Origin of the sequence: Leucobacter ruminantium (genome assembly GCF_017565705.1) — a bacterium.
Taxonomy (GTDB): Bacteria; Actinomycetota; Actinomycetes; order Actinomycetales; family Microbacteriaceae; genus Leucobacter; species Leucobacter ruminantium.
Genome location: NZ_JAGDYL010000004.1, coordinates 38130 through 54330, shown reverse-complemented (window position 1 = coordinate 54330; position 16201 = coordinate 38130). Strand labels below are relative to the sequence as shown.

At 69.7% G+C, this 16201-nt stretch carries 11 protein-coding genes; 6 read left to right on the top strand and 5 right to left on the bottom strand.

What is annotated here, in order from left to right; translation table 11 throughout:
• Positions 1-240: 240 nt before the first annotated feature.
• The 3 genes from J4H91_RS02805 to J4H91_RS02795 all read right to left on the bottom strand — a co-directional run bounded on the left by J4H91_RS02805 (position 241) and on the right by J4H91_RS02795 (position 4303).
• Entirely contained in the window at positions 241-1743 is a 1503-nt protein-coding gene (locus J4H91_RS02805; protein ID WP_208044746.1) for an amino acid permease, read from the bottom strand.
• Between the two features lie 327 nt (positions 1744-2070).
• On the bottom strand, positions 2071-3573 hold the full coding sequence (locus J4H91_RS02800) for an amino acid carrier protein (protein WP_208044745.1): 1503 nt from the start codon (positions 3571-3573) through the stop codon (positions 2071-2073).
• Between the two features lie 238 nt (positions 3574-3811).
• Positions 3812-4303 (bottom strand): Lrp/AsnC family transcriptional regulator, encoded by a 492-nt coding sequence (locus J4H91_RS02795; protein WP_208044744.1) that lies wholly within the window; start codon positions 4301-4303, stop codon positions 3812-3814.
• 203 nt (positions 4304-4506) lie between these two features.
• On the opposite strand from J4H91_RS02795, the gene ald reads away from it, so the two are divergent.
• The 6 genes from ald (at position 4507) to J4H91_RS02765 (ending at position 11100) form a co-directional block, all read left to right on the top strand.
• Positions 4507-5634 (top strand): alanine dehydrogenase, encoded by a 1128-nt coding sequence (ald, locus tag J4H91_RS02790; protein WP_208044743.1) that lies wholly within the window; start codon positions 4507-4509, stop codon positions 5632-5634.
• A gap of 10 nt (positions 5635-5644) precedes the next feature.
• Positions 5645-6118 (top strand): hypothetical protein, encoded by a 474-nt coding sequence (locus J4H91_RS02785; protein WP_208044742.1) that lies wholly within the window; start codon positions 5645-5647, stop codon positions 6116-6118.
• 9 nt (positions 6119-6127) lie between these two features.
• Positions 6128-7714, top strand: coding sequence for a helix-turn-helix domain-containing protein (locus J4H91_RS02780; RefSeq protein ID WP_208044741.1), 1587 nt, complete (start codon positions 6128-6130; stop codon positions 7712-7714).
• A 235-nt stretch (positions 7715-7949) separates the two neighbouring features.
• Positions 7950-9386 (top strand): APC family permease, encoded by a 1437-nt coding sequence (locus tag J4H91_RS02775; RefSeq protein ID WP_208044740.1) that lies wholly within the window; start codon positions 7950-7952, stop codon positions 9384-9386.
• Positions 9383-9979 (top strand): DUF3156 family protein, encoded by a 597-nt coding sequence (locus J4H91_RS02770; protein WP_208044739.1) that lies wholly within the window; start codon positions 9383-9385, stop codon positions 9977-9979. The genes J4H91_RS02775 and J4H91_RS02770 overlap by 4 nt, the downstream gene beginning before the upstream one ends.
• A gap of 11 nt (positions 9980-9990) precedes the next feature.
• Positions 9991-11100 (top strand): Zn-dependent alcohol dehydrogenase, encoded by a 1110-nt coding sequence (locus tag J4H91_RS02765; protein ID WP_208044738.1) that lies wholly within the window; start codon positions 9991-9993, stop codon positions 11098-11100.
• 148 nt (positions 11101-11248) lie between these two features.
• Here the strand turns inward: J4H91_RS02765 and J4H91_RS02760 are convergent, their stop codons facing one another.
• Together J4H91_RS02760 and J4H91_RS02755 are read right to left on the bottom strand one after the other, a co-directional pair.
• Positions 11249-12514, bottom strand: coding sequence for a pyridoxal phosphate-dependent aminotransferase (locus tag J4H91_RS02760; protein ID WP_208044737.1), 1266 nt, complete (start codon positions 12512-12514; stop codon positions 11249-11251).
• Complete coding sequence (locus tag J4H91_RS02755; protein WP_208044736.1) at positions 12508-16176, bottom strand: TM0106 family RecB-like putative nuclease; 3669 nt, start codon at positions 16174-16176, stop codon at positions 12508-12510. The genes J4H91_RS02760 and J4H91_RS02755 overlap by 7 nt, the downstream gene beginning before the upstream one ends.
• Positions 16177-16201: the final 25 nt, after the last annotated feature.

The following is a 16201-nucleotide window of genomic DNA, read 5'->3' as shown; positions in this document are numbered from 1 at the left end:
CCTCCGAGTGCATGTGGCGGCGGAAGCGGGCGATGCTCCGCGGCCGGGTCGAGACGAGGGATCGGATACGGGCGAGAGGGATCGGGCTCGGTCCGCCGGGCGGACGTCCACCCTGAAGAGAGGATACGCGGATCCCTCGCGAACAGTGCGAACCGGGAAGAACAGCGCGGGGCCGGGAAGCCGCAGCTCCCCGGCCCCGCGTCCGCGCCCGACGACCGAACCGTCGGGGCTCGGTACCGGCTAGCGGTTCGAGGCGAGCCAGGCCGCCGCGGCCTGCTTCTCCTCGGCGACCTTCGCGACGTGGTCGGCGCGCTGCTTGGCGTGCGCCGGGTTGTTGCGGAGCGCCAGGTAGCCGATACCCACGAGCAGGAACCAGACGGGCGTGGCGATCAGGCCGGCGAGGGTGTCGGCGTCCTTCGTGAAGGCCCACAGGAGGAAGACGAAGAACGCCATCACCACGTAGGGCATCACGGTGCCGAGCGGCATCTTGAACTTGCTCGTCGCGTGATCCTGCGGGCGGCGCTTGCGGTACACGAGGTAGCTCACGAGGATCAGCGTCCACACGAACATGAAGCAGAGCGACGAGATCGTGGTGACGATCGAGAAGCCGGTCGACTTGTCGAGGCCGGTCGCGAGCAGCACGAGCGAGCTGAGCAGCAGCACACCGGTGAGGAAGAGGGCGTTGCGGGGCACCTTGCGGCTCGTGAGCTTCGCGAAGACGCTCGGCGCGTCTCCGTCGGTCGCGAGCGTGTAGACCATGCGCGAGGTCGAGTAGATGCCCGAGTTCGCCGACGAGGTGGCCGAGGTCAGCACGACGAGGTTGACGAGGTGGGCCGCGGCGCCGATGCCCGCGAGCGAGAAGAGCATCACGAAGGGAGACTCGTCCTTGCTGAAGGCGACCCACGGGACGACCGACATGAGAATGACGAGCGAGCCCACGTAGAACAGCAGGATGCGGACCGGGATGGCGTTGACGGCCTTCGGCAGGTTGTGCTCGGGGTTCTTCGTCTCAGCCGCGGCGGTGCCGACGAGCTCGATGCCGACGAACGCGAACACGGCGATCTGGAAGCCCATCACGAAGCCCATGAAGCCGCCGCCGAAGAATCCGCCGTATGCCGGGTCGAACAGGTTGAAGAACGATGCGCTGCCCTCGAACGAGGAGTTGTCGTGCACGTTGGTGTAGTCGGCGGTGAAGCCGGTGATGACGAGGACGAGGCCGACCGCGATGAGGGCGACGATCGCGACGATCTTGATCATGGCGAACCAGAACTCGGTCTCGCCGAAGCCGCGCACGGAGGGCAGGTTCAGCAGGATGAGCAGCACGATCACCGCGACAGCCGGGATCCAAGCCGGAAGCGCCGGCAGCCAGTAGTTGATGTAGACCGAGGCGATCACGATGACGTCGGCGACGCCCGTGACGACCCAGCAGAACCAGTAGGTCCAGCCCACGAAGAACGCGGCCCAGGGGCCGAGAATGTCGCCCGCGAAGTCGGCGAAGTTGCGGTAGTCGGTGCGGCTCAGCAGCAACTCGCCCATGGCGCGCATGACGAAGTAGAGCATGAAGCCGATGATCATGTAGACGAGCACCACGGAGGGGCCCGCGACGGAGATGGTCTTGCCCGAACCCATGAAGAGGCCCGTGCCGATCGCACCGCCGATGGCGATGAGCTGGATGTGACGGTTGCTGAGAGCCCGTTCGAGGCCGGATCCTTCGGCCTGCGAGATTTCAGTCTGCGTTGACATGTGGTGAGGCGTGCCTTTCTGTAAACCGCATCATTGCGAACAGATCCCCGCCCGACGGTGGTGGGAGGGGCCATCGCTTCGACACCGAGGCGTCGTGTTCCGCCCGGTCGGCGGAAGCGTAGAAAGTATATGTCCGCCCTGGGGCGGAAACTGCGACGGGTGAGCGAACATCCCGGCTGAAGTTCAGGATCCACCCCTATCTCCGAATTTTCTTCGAATCGCAGCGAAGCTTGCGTGCCCGCGCCGAATGTTCTGAGGGTCGAGCGCACGGCGAAGGCCGGGACGATCGAACCGCCCCGGCCTTCGTCGTCGAGAATCGCCGCATCGCTACGGCTGCGAGTTCGTGCGATGCCCCTCGCCTCGGGCGTCGAGTTCGACCTCCTGCGCACGCCACTCCTGGTAGCCGGGCTCATCCTTGAGTGCCGCCTCGATCTCGGCCTCGGTCGCGACGAGCTTCGGATCGAACTTCAGGTACGCTCGCGTCTCCCGCGCGATGAGCCCCGAGAGGATGACGAGTCCGATCAGGTTCGGGATCGCCATGAGACCGTTCATCACGTCGGAGAACGACCACACGATGCTCAGCTGCGTCGTCGCGCCGATGAAGACGACGAGGCAGAACACGATGCGGAACGGCATCACCGAGGGGCGCCCGAAGATGCGTTCGAGCGCCCGCTCGCCGTAGTACGACCAACCGAGGATGGTGGAGAAGGCGAACATGATCAAGCCGAGCGTGACCACCCAGTGGCCCCACTCGCCCGGCAGGCCGTGCGAGAAGGCCTGACCGGTCATGAGCGCAGACGAGACCTGCTCCCCGGTCTCCGGGTCCACGTCGTCCCAGGTGCCCGTGGTGATGATCACGAGGCCGGTCATCGTCACGACGATGATGGTGTCGATGAAGGTCTGGGTCATCGAGACGAGGCCCTGGCGCACGGGATGGGTGGTCTGCGCGGCAGCGGCGGCGATCGCCGCCGAGCCCATGCCCGACTCGTTCGAGAAGATGCCGCGGGCGAAGCCGTACTGCACCGCGATGATCATGATCGAGCCGAGGAAGCCTCCCGTCGCAGCGGTGCCGGTGAAGGCGTCGGTGAAGATCTGCCCGAAGGCGGCGGGGACGTCGCCGATGTTCACGAACAGGATGTACAGGGCGGCGGCGACGTAGAAGACGATCATGATCGGCACGAACGCGGAGGTGACGCGCCCGATCGACTTGATGCCGCCGACGAGCACGACGAGGGCGAGCACCGTGAGCACGGCACCCGTGATCCAGGTGGGCACGTTGAAGCTGTTCTCGACGTTCGCCGAGATCGAGTTGGCCTGGGTCATGTTGCCGATGCCGAAGCAGGCGAGCACCGTGAAGATGGTGAACGACCAGCCGAGGATCTTGCCCAGCGGCCCCCTGATGCCGCGCTCGAGGTAGTACTGCGGACCGCCGTTGCGCTCGCCCTTCGAATCGATGGTGCGGTAGCGGACGGCGAGGAACGCCTCGGAGTACTTCGAGGCCATGCCGAGCACGCCCGTGACCCACATCCAGAACAGCGCGCCGGGGCCGCCGATGCCGATGGCCGCGGCGACGCCGACGATGTTGCCCGTGCCGACAGTGGCTGCGAGTGCGGTGGTGAGGGCCTGGAACTGAGAGATGTCGCCACCCTTGGCTCCGGGATCCCTGCGACGGATGATGCCGAGATTCAGCGCCGAGCCGAGCCGGAGGAACTGGAGGCCTCCGAGCCTGACGGTCAGATAGAGGCCGGTGAGGAAGAGGAGCGGGATGAGGACGAAGGGACCCCAGATGATTCCGCTGAGCCAGTCGAGAATTCCCTGGAACGTTTCCACGAGGTGAGTTTCCTATTCTGCTTTCGCCACATTGCGACGTGCTGGACAAGGGAGTTAGGCGCCGAGGCGCCACGTTTCGAGTCTAGACTTTCCTGAGATTCAGCTGTGGACCAAGCACGGCGGTGGCGCATATTCGTCTACGAAAACCACGACCGCCGAATCTTCATCGACAGGCGCAGCGAATACGACCTCCGGAGCGGAGGAAATGCGAACGGGGGCGGGCGAACGGTCTCCGGACTCAGGAGACCGAGCGCACCGGGTTCTGATAGTGGCTGAAGACGAGGCTGGTGCGGGTGGACGAGACCGCAGGGTGCGCCGAGAGGTTCTCGGTCACGAAGTCGCGCACGTGGTCGGAGTCGCGTGCCGCCAGGTGCACGATGAAGTCCTCGACGCCGCCGAGGAAGTAGAGCTGCATCACCTCGGGGAGGGATCGCAGCTCCTCGCTGAGCTCGGTGATGCGCTGCCGGGCGCCGGACCTCACGGTGACGCTCACGAGCACCTGCAGCTCGAGGCCCATGGCCCGGGGGTCGACGGTCGCGGTGAAGCCGGTGATGATGCGGCGGGAGACGAGCCCGCGCACGCGGGCGATGCAGGTGGAGGCCGCGACACCGACGCGCTCGGCCAGCTCGGCATTCGTGATGCGGCCGTTCGACTGCAACTCCTCCACGATCTTCCGATCGATGGCATCGAGCTCGGTATCGGGGCGCAGATTCTTCGAACCATCGGTCATTTCAGATCTTCCTTCCGCAAGGGATCCCTCTAATATAACCGAGTTGCCGCAGACTATTCACTATTCTCTCGAAGATGACGAATATACTGCACAATCAGTGCAGCACCTCCGCAGCGACGCTCGCCTCCGCCGGCTCGCGCGAGGGGTGACAGAGCCGGAATCGTCGACGACGAATTCCACCCGTTGCAAAGTAGGAGCACATCATGCGCGTCGGTATCCCCACCGAGATCAAGAACAACGAGAACCGCGTCGCCATCACGCAGGCCGGCGTCTTCGAGCTGACCCGCCGCGGCCACGAGGTGCTGGTGCAGTCCGGCGCCGGCCTCGGATCCGCGATCACCGACGACGAGTACGCCGCAGCGGGCGCCACGATCGTCGAGGGCGCCGAGGGCGTCTGGGCCGACTCCGACATGATCCTCAAGGTCAAGGAGCCCATCGCCTCGGAGTACGACAAGCTCCGCAAGGGCCAGGTGCTCTTCACCTACCTGCACCTCGCCGCCGACAAGGAGCTGACCGAGGCCGTACTCGAGTCGGGCACCACGGCCATCGCCTACGAGACCGTGCAGCTGCCGAACCGCGGCCTGCCGCTCCTCGCCCCCATGTCCGAGGTCGCGGGCCGCCTCTCCGTGCAGGTCGGCGCGTACTCGCTCATGAAGGCCAACGGCGGCCGCGGCATCCTCCTCGGGGGCGTCACCGCGACCCGCCGCGGCAAGGTCGTCGTGATCGGCGGCGGCGCCGCCGGTGAGCAGGCCGCGCGCATCGCGTACGGCATGGGCGCCGAGGTCACCGTGATCGACATCGCACTCCCCCGCCTCAAGCAGCTCGAGGACGAGTTCAACGGCCGCATCCAGACCCGCACCTCCAACGCGCACAACATCACCGAGGCGCTCAAGGAGGCCGATCTCGTCATCGGCTCCGTGCTGATCCCGGGTGAGAAGGCTCCGAAGCTCGTCACCGACGAGATGGTCGCGCAGATGAAGACCGGCTCGGTGCTCGTCGACATCGCCATCGACCAGGGCGGCTGCTTCGAGAACTCGCGCCCCACCACGCACGACGATCCCACCTTCGAGGTGCACAACTCGATCTACTACTGCGTGGCGAACATGCCGGGCGCGGTGCCCGAGACCTCGACCGCGGCGCTCACGAACGCCACCCTCCCCTACGTCGTCGCGCTCGCCGACAAGGGCTGGGTCAAGGCGCTGAACGACGACGCTTCGCTCGCGAAGGGCCTCAACGCGCACGAGGGCGTCATCGCCAACCACGGCGTCTCGCTCGCGTTCCCCGACCTCGCGTCGTCGCCGCTGGAGGACGTGCTGGCCGCGCAGGCGTAACCTGGACTTCATGGATCTGAAGTTCTCCTTCGGAGGGGCGTCACCCGACCACGGCCACGAGGCCCGCGGTCGCGGTGACGCCCCTTCGGGCATTCCGCTGCCCTTCTCGACCGTGCCGCCCCGCTCCACGAGCGGGGTGCTGGAGGTACGGGTGCGGCGCAGTGCGGACGGGGTCACGGCCTCGGCCGTGACGGGTGACGGCGTCGTCTACTGCGACGCCGAGGCTCCCGTGCGAGGCGAGGGATCCGCGGCGCTCGCACGGGCCGTGCGCTCGGCGGCGAGCCGCGCCGTCGCCGCGCTCGAGGGCCCGCTCGCAGACTCGGTGACGGGCCTCGTGCTGGGGCTCGACGGCGAGGAGTCCGCAGTGCTCGACGAGTTCGGCATCGTCGCCGACGCGGATGCGGAGCAGGCCGCCGCCGTCGACGAGGGACTGCAGCGCCGCATCGGCGTCGCGGCGGGAACTCCGATCCGCTTCGAGCGCTAGCGAGAACGCGTGTCGCTCAGCCTGCGCAAGCTGCTCCAGAACCCCTCGCTGAGGCTCCGGCTGGTGACCGGAGACGCGGGCTCCTCGGAGACGAGCGCCTTCGACGAGGAGTTCGAGTGGCTGCACGCCACCGATCTCATCGATCCGACCCCGTTCCTCGGTCCGGCCGAGGTGATCCTCACGCTCGGATGGCAGTTCCCGATCGTCGAGGCTGCGGATTCTTCGATCGCCGAGGTGCGCGTCTCGCCCGAGCGTCTCGACCGCATCTACGACGACTACGCGGCGCTCGTCGCCGCGCACGGGGTGATCGGCATCGGCTTCGGCAGCGACGTCGTGCACCGGGGCGTGCCCAGACAGCTCGCGCGCGCCTGCGCCAGGCACGGCCTGATCCTCTTCGACGTGCCCTACGAGATCTCTTTCATGGACCTGCTGCAGGAGGCCGCACGGGTGCTGCAGCGCGATCAGACCGAGCGCTACACCCGGTCCCTCCGCGCGCAGAAGGCGATCGCGAACGCCGCGACCCGCCGCGACGGCCTCAACGCCACGCTGCACGAGACGGCGAGGCAGCTGGGCTGCGGCGTCGCGCTCTACGATCCCCTCGGTCGCCCCGTGACCCTTGTCGAGGCTCCCGACGGACCGCGCATCTCGGAGGCGGAGCTCACACCCATCGTGCAGCTCGCACTCGAGAGCGGGCAGCGCTTCCGTTCGACGCAGGCGACGCCCGAGATCGAGGCCGTGCTGCAGCTGCTCGGAGAGGCCGGCGATCCGAGCGGCATGCTCGTGCTGACGCTCAGCCGCGGCTTCGACGATGTCTCCCGCAATGTGCTCTCGAGCGTGCTCGCGCTCGTGAGCGTGTCGCTCGAGCAGAATCAGGCGCTCGCCGGCCTGCACCGCACCCTGCGCGAGGCGCTGCTGCAGCTCGTGCTCTCGGGCAGCGTCGAGGTGACGCGGCACATCGTCGAGAGCGTGTGGGGGCCGCTGCCCCAGCCGCCGCTCGTCGCGCTCATCTGCATCCCGCAGCACTTCGAGGCGGCGCGGCTGCTGCCCGCGTTCGACTCGCTCCAGCTGAACGACGAGCTGCCTGCCTTCTTCGCGCAGTACCGCAGCGACGCGGCGGTGCTCGTGCGCGAGGCCGATGCCGAGCGCTTCCTGGAGCAGATCCGTCCGTTCGGCCTCGTGATCGGCCGGTCTCGCTGCGAGCGGTGGGAGGATCTCGGCCTCGCCCTCGAGGAGGCCAAGAAGGCGGCGGAGACCGGGCTCAGGCGCGGCGAGCCCGGCGTGACCGCGTTCTCCGAGATCTGGCGGGAGGGCGTGGCGGATCTCATCGACGCCTCGGACGCGGCGCACGTCGCCCGGCGCCTGCTGGGGCCGCTCACCGCGAGCGACCGCGATCAGGGCACGGATCTCGTGCGCACGCTCCGGATCTGGCTCGAGCAGCACGGCAGGCAGGTGCCGACGGCCCGCGAGCTCGGCATCCACAGGCACACGCTCGCCCATCGGCTCGAGCAGATCGCGTCGCTGACCTCATCGGACCTCGACGACTACCAGGTGCGGGCCGAGCTGGCGCTGGCCCTGCGGTATCTCCGCGGCGACTGAGCCGTCGCCCCCCCCTGCACCTCTACCGCGCCGGCCGTCTCTGCGCCTTCTGTCACTTCTGTCTCGACACGACGCGCCGATTCAACAGTTCGTCGGATCCCTCACCTTCAGATATCCGTCATTCTGTCGATGAAGGTCGCAAAAAACAACATTGTGTCGAGTGCGATTCCTGTCGTCCAGGTGCATGCTGACAGCTGACACATTCTCACGATCGGGCAAAGGGGCCGATAACTCAATGACAAAACTCAAGCGGAGTCTCGGATTCGGAGCGGCCTACGCGGCCTCCACAGGTCTCGTGGTGTCGGGTACCGCGATGGTCTCTCTCGGCAACGGGTTCGGCACCGGCGGCCTCGCCTTCGCCATCCCGGCGCTGATCGGCCTCGTGATCATCACGATGGTCGCCATCTCCTACGGCGAGCTCGCCTCCATGCTCCCCGGAGGCGGCATGGTCGGCGAGTACACTCTCCCAGCGCTCGGCCGCCTCATGGCGATCATCGCGGTGCTCGGCGGCTACCTCGTGCTCGTCTCGGCTGACGGCGGCACCCAGCTGCTCGTCGCAGGCGACTCCTTCGAATCGCTCACGGGCTTCCCGGCCCCGGCCTTCTCGTTCATCCTGCTCGCGATCCTGCTCACGCTCAACATCTCGGGCGTCGATATCTTCGCCCGCGTGCAGATCCCCGTCGTCTTCGGCATGATGGGCATCCTCGCGATCATGGGCCTCGCGGGCGTCTTCGGCTTCGCCACGGGCGAGCGCGTCGACAACCCGCTCCTCGCGACCGACTGGAGCACCCTCGCCTCGATGGGCGCGGTCGCGATCTGGCTCTACATCGGCATGGAATTCGTCGCGCCGCTGGCCGAAGAGGTCAAGAAGCCGTGGAAGAACATCCCCCTCGCGATGGTCGTCGGCGTCTGCACCATCTTCCTCGTCGACGTGCTCTTCGGCTGGGGTGCCACCCGCTACGCCGACCTCGCCGAGATGGCGACCTCCTCGATCCCCCACGTCGTGGGCGCTACCGCGATCTTCGGCGCGACCGGCGGCCTGGTCATGACGGTCGTCACGATCCTCGCCTCCTTCTCGACCGGCAACTCCTACCTCGCCGCGATCCCCCGCATGCTCTACGGCCTCGCGAACGAGGGCCTGCTGCCGAAGTGGTTCGGCAAGATCAGCCGCCGCAGCCGCGTCCCCTGGGCCGGCATGCTCGTCACCGCCGGCTGCATGGCCGCCGTGCTGCTCTACTCGACCTTCGCCCAGGGCGGCATCGACCTGATCCTGAACCTCATCAGCATCGCCTGCGTCACCTGGCTGCTCAGCTACATCATCGCCCAGATCGACGTCATCGTGCTGCGCCGCCGCTACCCCGAGGCGAAGCGGCCCTTCAAGACGCCGCTCTACCCGGTGCCCCAGATCCTCGGCATCGCGTCGTGCGCGTACCTGATCATCTTCATCGTGCCCGACATGTCGCAGCGTCTCGTGGTGTGGGGCAGCGCAGGCGTCGTGCTCGCAGCGATCGCGCTCTTCGGGATCATCTGGCTGAAGCGCAACCGTCTGCCGCTGTTCGCGCCGACCGACCTCACCCACACGCAGAGCAACATCGTCGTGCGCTCCGAGGACCTCGGCCACGAGTACGACGACGCCCTCGCGGCAGACGGGCGGCTCGGGAGCGACGCGTGAGCAAGGCTCAGCGCACCCGCCGCGACGCGCTCGCGGGCGCCGGCCCCATCGTGGACCGCGCCCGCGCCGCGCTGCGGCGCACCGCCGAGCAGTTCGGCGCGGTCACGGGCTCCGATCAGACCAGCGTCACCGTGCGCACGCGCGACGGCATCGTGCTCACGCTCGGCTACGATCCGGGCAACTACGTCTTCTCCCGGGTCTACAACCTGCGCATCACGACCGAGCTCCCCGCCGACACCCCCGTGCCCGCCGACCTCGAACTTTCGCACAGGGGCAGGCAGGGAGCGCGCTTCGTGCGCCGCGATGACCGGCAGGGATCCCTCGCCTCTCCCGTTCTCGATTCCATGAACCGGCGCATCGAGAAGCACCTCGGCCGCATCGACCTGATCAAGGCCGATGTCAGCGGCCCGAAGCACGCCCGTCGCCTGAGCCTCGTGCCCATGGGCGGCTCGTACGTGTGGGTGCTCATCCCTCCCGTCTTCAAGGCGACGGCGTTCCCGGCCGGAGAGCCCGACCGCATCCTCGACCTCATCCGCTCGCTCCGCACCTGGTGCCCCGCGAGCACCGCGACCGACCCGACCACCCGCCACTGAAAGGATCCCTCATGATCGATGTGAAAGCCGCCGTATTCGTCGGCCCCGAGCAGCCCCTCGAGATCCAGGACCTCCAGATCTCGTCCGAACCCGGGCCGAACGAGGTGCTCGTCAAGCTTGCGGCATCGGGTGTCTGCCACTCCGATCTGCACGCGCTCGACGGCGAGTGGGACACCCCCGCTCCCCTCGTGCTCGGCCACGAGGGCGCCGGCGTCGTCGTCGCCGTGGGCAGCGAGGTCACCGACCTCGAGGTCGACGACCACGTGATCCTGTCGTGGACGCCGTCGTGCCAGAAGTGCGAGTTCTGCGTCTCGGGCAACCCCGTGCTGTGCCAGCTCGCCAACGAGACCGCGTACCAGCATGTCTTCTTCGATGGCAAGCCGCGCCTCAGCGACGGCGAGCAGGATGTGAAGAGCTTCCTCGCCGTGGGCTCCTTCGGCGACCACGCCATGGTGCCCGCCTCGGCGGCGATCAAGATCCGCAAGGACGCCCCGCTCGCCCAGGCCGCGCTCGTCGGCTGCGCCGTGACGACCGGCATCGGTGCCGTCACCAACACCGCGAAGGTCGAGCCGGGCTCGACCGTGCTCGTGGTCGGCTGCGGCGGCGTCGGCCTCAACGTCGTGCAGGGCGCCCGCCTCGCCGGTGCGAAGCAGATCATCGTCGCCGACGTGAGCGAGGAGAAGCTCGAGCTCGGCCGTCAGTTCGGCGCCACGCACACCGTCAACAGCCGGGAGCGCGACCTCGTCGAGGCCGTACGCGAACTCACCGGCGGACGCGGCGTCGACTACGCGTTCGAGGCCATCGGCCTGCCGTTCACGATCGAGGCCTGCTACGAGGCGATCCGCCGCGGCGGCACGGCCGTCGTCGTCGGCCAGGTCGCCGACGGCGTGAAGATCACGATCGACCCGTTCGTGATGAGCGACCAGGAGAAGAAGCTCATCGGCTGCAACTACGGCTCGACCCGCATGTCGATCGACTTCCCGAAGATCATCGACCTCTACATGGAGGGCCGCGTCGACCTCGACTCGATGATCACCGACCGCATCAAGCTCGAAGAGGTCAACGAGGCGTTCGCGCAGATGCGCAAGGGCCGGGGCATCCGCAGCGTCATCGAGTACTGAGCGGGCGCGGGGCGCTCCTGGCGCCCGCATCGAGGGGTGAGGGATCCGCGGATCCCTCACCCCCTTCGCGTTTCGCGGCGCACGGACGGTCGCCGCGGGACCCGGCGGGCTCGGCCGCGAGCGGCCCGCTCAGCCGCCGCCGGAACGCTCAGCCGCGCTGGAAGCGGATGATTCGCGCGAGCGCCTCCTCGACCGCGGCCTCGCCCGCCGCGTACGAGAGGCGCACCGAGCGCCCGCCTGCGACCGGGTCGAAGTCGACGCCGGGCACGAGCGCGACGTCGGCCCGTTCGAGCAGCGCGCGGGCGTAGGCGACCGAATCGCCGAAGCGGTCGAGCTGCGGGCCCAGCTCGGAGTAGTAGTAGAAGGCGCCGTCCGAGGGGGCGGCCTCGCCCCAGCCGAGTTCGGGCTCGGCCGCGAGGATCAGCGCCCGGGCGCGCGCGAAGCCCGCGACCACCGCGTCGCGCTCGGCGTAGCTCTCTGCGGTGAAGGCGGTGAGGGCCAGCTCCTGGGCGGGCGCGGGCGGGGAGAGCGCGAAGTTGGAGGCGAGCGCTTCGAGCGGGGCGACGAGGCTCTGCGGCAGGATCGCCCAGCCGAGACGCCACCCGGTCATGCCCCAGTACTTCGAGAAGGAGTTGATGATGATCGCCTCGGGGTCGAGCTCGCGAGCGGAGACACCGCGCGGATCGGGGTCGCCCGCCTCGGGGAAGGTGATGCCGTGGTAGATCTCATCGCTGATGAGGCGCGTGCCGTTCGCGCGGCACCACTCGACGAGAGCCGAGAGCTCGCCTCGGCCGAGCATCGTGCCCGTCGGGTTCGCGGGCGACGCGATGATCAGCCCCGCGAGCGGGCCGCGCTCGGCGACGGCCGCGTCGAGCAGCTCGGGCGTCGGCTGGTATCTGGTCGCAGAGCCGGTGGGGATCTCGACGACGTCGACGCCGAGCGCGCGCAGGATGTTGCGGTAGGCCGGGTAGCCGGGGCTCGCGAGCGCGACCCGGTCGCCCGGATCGAAGGCGGTGAGGAAGACGAGCTGGAACGCGCCGGAGGAACCCGTCGTCACCGCCACGGTCTGCGGCTCGAGCTCGACCCCGTACCAGTCGCGGTAGTGGCCGGCGATGGCCTCGCGCAGCGGCATCGTGCCGAGCGGACCGGTGTAGCCGGCGGGTTTCAGCGTGCCCGGTGCGGGACGCGCGCTCGGCTCGCCTGCGCAGAGCGAGACGACGTCGTGGCCTGCGAGCCGACGGCGCGCGATCTCGTCGGTGATGCGCATCACCTCGAAGGCGGGGATCTCCGATCGCCGCGAGGCGCGGGGCACGGGAATCTCGGTCTGAACCGGATCTGCAGCAGCCGCGGACGGCACGAGATCCGGCAGTGGACTCGACGGCGGGGTCTTGAAGGGGCCTCCGGGTTTCACCATGCCTCCAGGCTAGCGTCCGCGACCGAAGCGCGCTCCAGCAGGCGGAGGTACCCCGAGAGCGCAGCGAGGCCCTCGGCGCTCGTCGGGAGCCCCTCGCCGAGCCTGTCGGAGGAGACGAGGTGCGCCGCCCACTGCGCCCGGCTGATGGCGACGTTGAGGCGGTTGCGCATGAGCAGGAACTCGAGCCCTCGCGGCACGTCCTCGGGACTCGAGGCGGCGAGCGCGACGATCGCGAGTACGGCCTCCTGGCCCTGGAATCTATCGACGGTCCCGACCCGGATCTCGCTGAGTCCCACGGCGTCGAGCGCCTCGGCGATGCACTCGACGTGCGCGTTGTAGGGCGCGACCACGATGACGTCGCTCGGTTCGAGCGGGCGCGGAGGCGCATCCCCCTGCCGGAGGAATCCGCGCAGCAGCCGCTGCGCGAGACGCACGACCTCCGCCGCCTCCTCGGTCGAATGCGTCGAGTTGCCGCGGTGCGGCACTGCGTGCCGCACGAGCCCGGCGGGGCCGGCCCCGGAGACCAGCCGCTCCGAAGCGCCCGGGTGGGCGTGCAGCCTGCCGTCGTAGGCGAGTTCCGATACGATCTCGGCGAGCTCCGGGCGCATGCGCCGCGTCTCGGAGAGGAAGTAGCCGAGCGAGGGCGGCACGGTCTCGTGCTCGCCGAGCAGCCAGCCGAGCGCCGAAGCGTCGACGGGCTCGGGGTGGCTGCCCTGCGACACCTGCGGCAGCTGCTGCGGATCGCCGAGCAGCAGCAGTCGCTCGGCCGCGACGGACGCCGCGATCGTGGGCGCGAGCGAGAACTGCCCGGCCTCGTCGACGACGAGCAGGTCGAGGCCGCGACGCTCGAAGCGGGCTGAGTTGCTGAAGTCCCAGGCGGTGCCGCCGACCACGCAGCCCAGGCCCGTCTCCCGGTGCGACCGGACGAACGGCAGCTGGCCGTTCCTCGACAGCACCGTGTAGGCCGGCTCCTCCGCGCCCTCCTCGAGGGCGCCGCCCTGCGGCACCTTGCCGACGCGCTGCGGGGCGAGGCCTGCGCGAACCGCTCCCTCGAGCACGTTCTCGACGACCTTGTGGGACTGCGCGACCACGCCGATGCACCAGCCCCGCTCCTCGACCAGGTGCTTGATGACGCGCGCCGCGAGGTAGGTCTTGCCGGTGCCGGGCGGCCCCTGCACCGCCAGGAAGCTGCGGTCGAGGCCCGCGAGACTCGCGACCACCGCGCCGATCGTGCGGGCCTCGGGGTCGCCGCCGGCCGCCGACAGCGCCGCCTCCGAATCGACGGGGACGAGCCCTCCGCCCGCCCGCAGGCGGGGCCGCGAACGGCGCAGCAGGTCGACGACCGGATCGCTCGGAAAGCGCCCTCGTTCGAGCTCCGCGGCGAGCTCCGCGCCCCACTCCTCGATCGCGCTCCTCTGCGCGCCGGCGGGCGGCGGCGGCCCCGGGGTCAGCGCCATCGGAAGGGCGTCGTGCACCGTTCCGCCTCCCGCGGTCTCCTCCACGATCACCCCGCCGTCGAAGACCTCGACGATCCTGGCCCTGCGCGCCCCGCGCGCGCCGGGAGCGGCGCCCGGCTGCGGGAACGGGGCGGGGTGGGCGTAGAGCAGATAGGTCTCGCCCCCGGCGCGCAGGCGACTGCCCGGTGCGACCTCGCCGCGCAGGCGCAGGCGCCGCCGGTCCACCCGCGCCCGCGGCGGCCTGAACCAGTCCTCGAGCACCCCGCTGCTCGCCTCATCGACGACGAGCACATCGCGGGTCTCGGCCCAGTCGTCGACCGGGTCGACGAGCCGTGCGAAGTGCGCCCACCAGAAGGCCTTCTGCTCGCGCTGGTGATAGTCGATGGCGCTTGCAGCGAGCGCCGCCGCGGTGCGGTCGCCCGGATCGTCGGCGGCATCGGCGTGCCGGGCGAGTGCGGCGGCCACGGCGCTCAGCTCGAGTTCCGGCCCCGCATCGGCCGGCTCCTCGGCCCGGTGCGGCTCGACGCCGCGCTCGGCCGCGATTCCCAGCAGCCAGTCGCGCAACCGCAGGGTCGAGACGCAGTCGTAGCGGTTGTAGTCGGCGATCGCGTCGAGGCGCCGCTCCCCCTCCGCCCGCTCCGCCGTGTCCGAGGAGGCGAGCAGCGCGCTCGCCTCGGCGTACTCGGTCACCGATTGCGCACCGCTCGTCACCCCGTCTGCGTCGCGCAGCTCGTCGCCCATGTAGAGCGGTTCGAGCTTCTTGATCGAGTAGGACCGAGTGCCGATGCGCAGCGCCGACCGCACGATCGGATAGAGGTCGACCAGCACGTGCTCGCGCAGCAGACGATCGACGCGCGCCTCGCCCGCGCCGTGCCTCGCCGCGATCGAGAGCAGGTGGGTGCGCTCATAGGAGGCGTAGTGATAGATGCGCATGTCGGGATGGCGGCGCCTGCGCTCCTCGACGAGATCGAGGAAGGCGAGCAGCGCGCGCCGCTCCGCGGCGAGGTCGTGCGCCCAGAGCGGTGTGAACCGCTCTTCGGCGTCGACCATGCCGAAGAGGTAATCGAGCCCCCACCTCGCGGTGCCCGCATCGCCCGGCTCGCGGAACATCGGGTCCCCCTCGAAATCGAAGAAGAGATCTCCGGGGCTCGGCGGAGGGATCGCCGCGAGCGCCGACGCGTCGACGACGCGGACGGGCGGCACCGTCGCGCCTCCCGCTCCGGCGGCGAGCGCCTCGGCCTCGACCTGCACGGCGGCCTGCGCCGCGATGCGCTCGAGCGCCTGCGCGGCGATGCCGTCGACCTCGCGCGCGCCGGCCACCGCCTCGATCGTGCCGACGCCCGCCGCGAGGAGCGCATCGCGCTGCGTTCGGCGGATGCCCGCGACCAGCAGCGGATCCCTCGTCCGCACGATCTCGGGCTCGCACACCTCGCAGCGGCCGCAGGCGGCGACGCCCGCGGCTCCCCACGCGATCGGCGCCGCGCTCTCCCGCCGCCCGTCGGCCCCCGCTGCGGCGAAGCGCTCGAGCAGCAGCCGGTGCAGCCGCGACCGCCGTGCGCGGAACACGGGGGCGATGTCGGCGATGCGGTGCCGGGAGCGCGCCCCGTCGCCGAGGATCAGCACCGCCTCCCCCGCGACCGGCGCACCGACGCGCTCGAGCTGCTCCGCGTACGCGGCGAGCTGCATGAGCGCCGTCACCTTCGCACGCCGCGCGAGCTTCGTGTCCTGCACCTCGTAGGCTCCGTCCTCGGTGCGCGCGAGGAAGTCGGCGAAGCCGAGAAAACCGATCTCGGGCTCGTCCGAGCCGGGCGCGGCAGGCCGCTGCGACGGCTCGAAGAAGGTCGCTTGGAAGACGACATCGGCTCCGCCGCGCAGCGCTGCGACGGTCTGGGCGGCGAGCCTCGCGAGCGCTAACTCGTCGCGCGGGTCGCAGCGCGCGATCTCGACCACTCCGCCCGGTGCCCCCGCGAATCCCTCGCCCAGCGCATCGCGATACGCGGTCAGCACCCGCTCCTCGTGCGCATCTCCGAGGCGCGCCGCCCGCGCCAGCATCGGGTCGTCGTCGGGCGGTACCTCGACGTCGCGGCCGAGCTTCGCATCGGCGCGGCGGAGGAAGGCGAACTCGCAGGCGCTCGCGGCTGTCAGGTCGCTCGCGCTCGTCATGATGCGCAGCCCCGTGCCGTCTGCCCGCTCCTGTACGAACACGCCGTCTCCCTCCGCGGTGCGAGCC

Excerpts from the sequence above, each read along its gene's own strand:
- J4H91_RS02805 (WP_208044746.1), bottom strand. The coding sequence starts at position 1,743 with ATGTCAACGCAGACTGAAATCTCGCAGGCCGAAGGATCCGGCCTCGAA.
- J4H91_RS02795 (WP_208044744.1), bottom strand. The coding sequence starts at position 4,303 with ATGACCGATGGTTCGAAGAATCTGCGCCCCGATACCGAGCTCGATGCC.
- ald (WP_208044743.1), top strand. The coding sequence starts at position 4,507 with ATGCGCGTCGGTATCCCCACCGAGATCAAGAACAACGAGAACCGCGTC.
- J4H91_RS02785 (WP_208044742.1), top strand. The coding sequence starts at position 5,645 with ATGGATCTGAAGTTCTCCTTCGGAGGGGCGTCACCCGACCACGGCCAC.
- J4H91_RS02775 (WP_208044740.1), top strand. The coding sequence starts at position 7,950 with ATGACAAAACTCAAGCGGAGTCTCGGATTCGGAGCGGCCTACGCGGCC.
- J4H91_RS02765 (WP_208044738.1), top strand. The coding sequence starts at position 9,991 with ATGATCGATGTGAAAGCCGCCGTATTCGTCGGCCCCGAGCAGCCCCTC.
- J4H91_RS02760 (WP_208044737.1), bottom strand. The coding sequence starts at position 12,514 with ATGGTGAAACCCGGAGGCCCCTTCAAGACCCCGCCGTCGAGTCCACTG.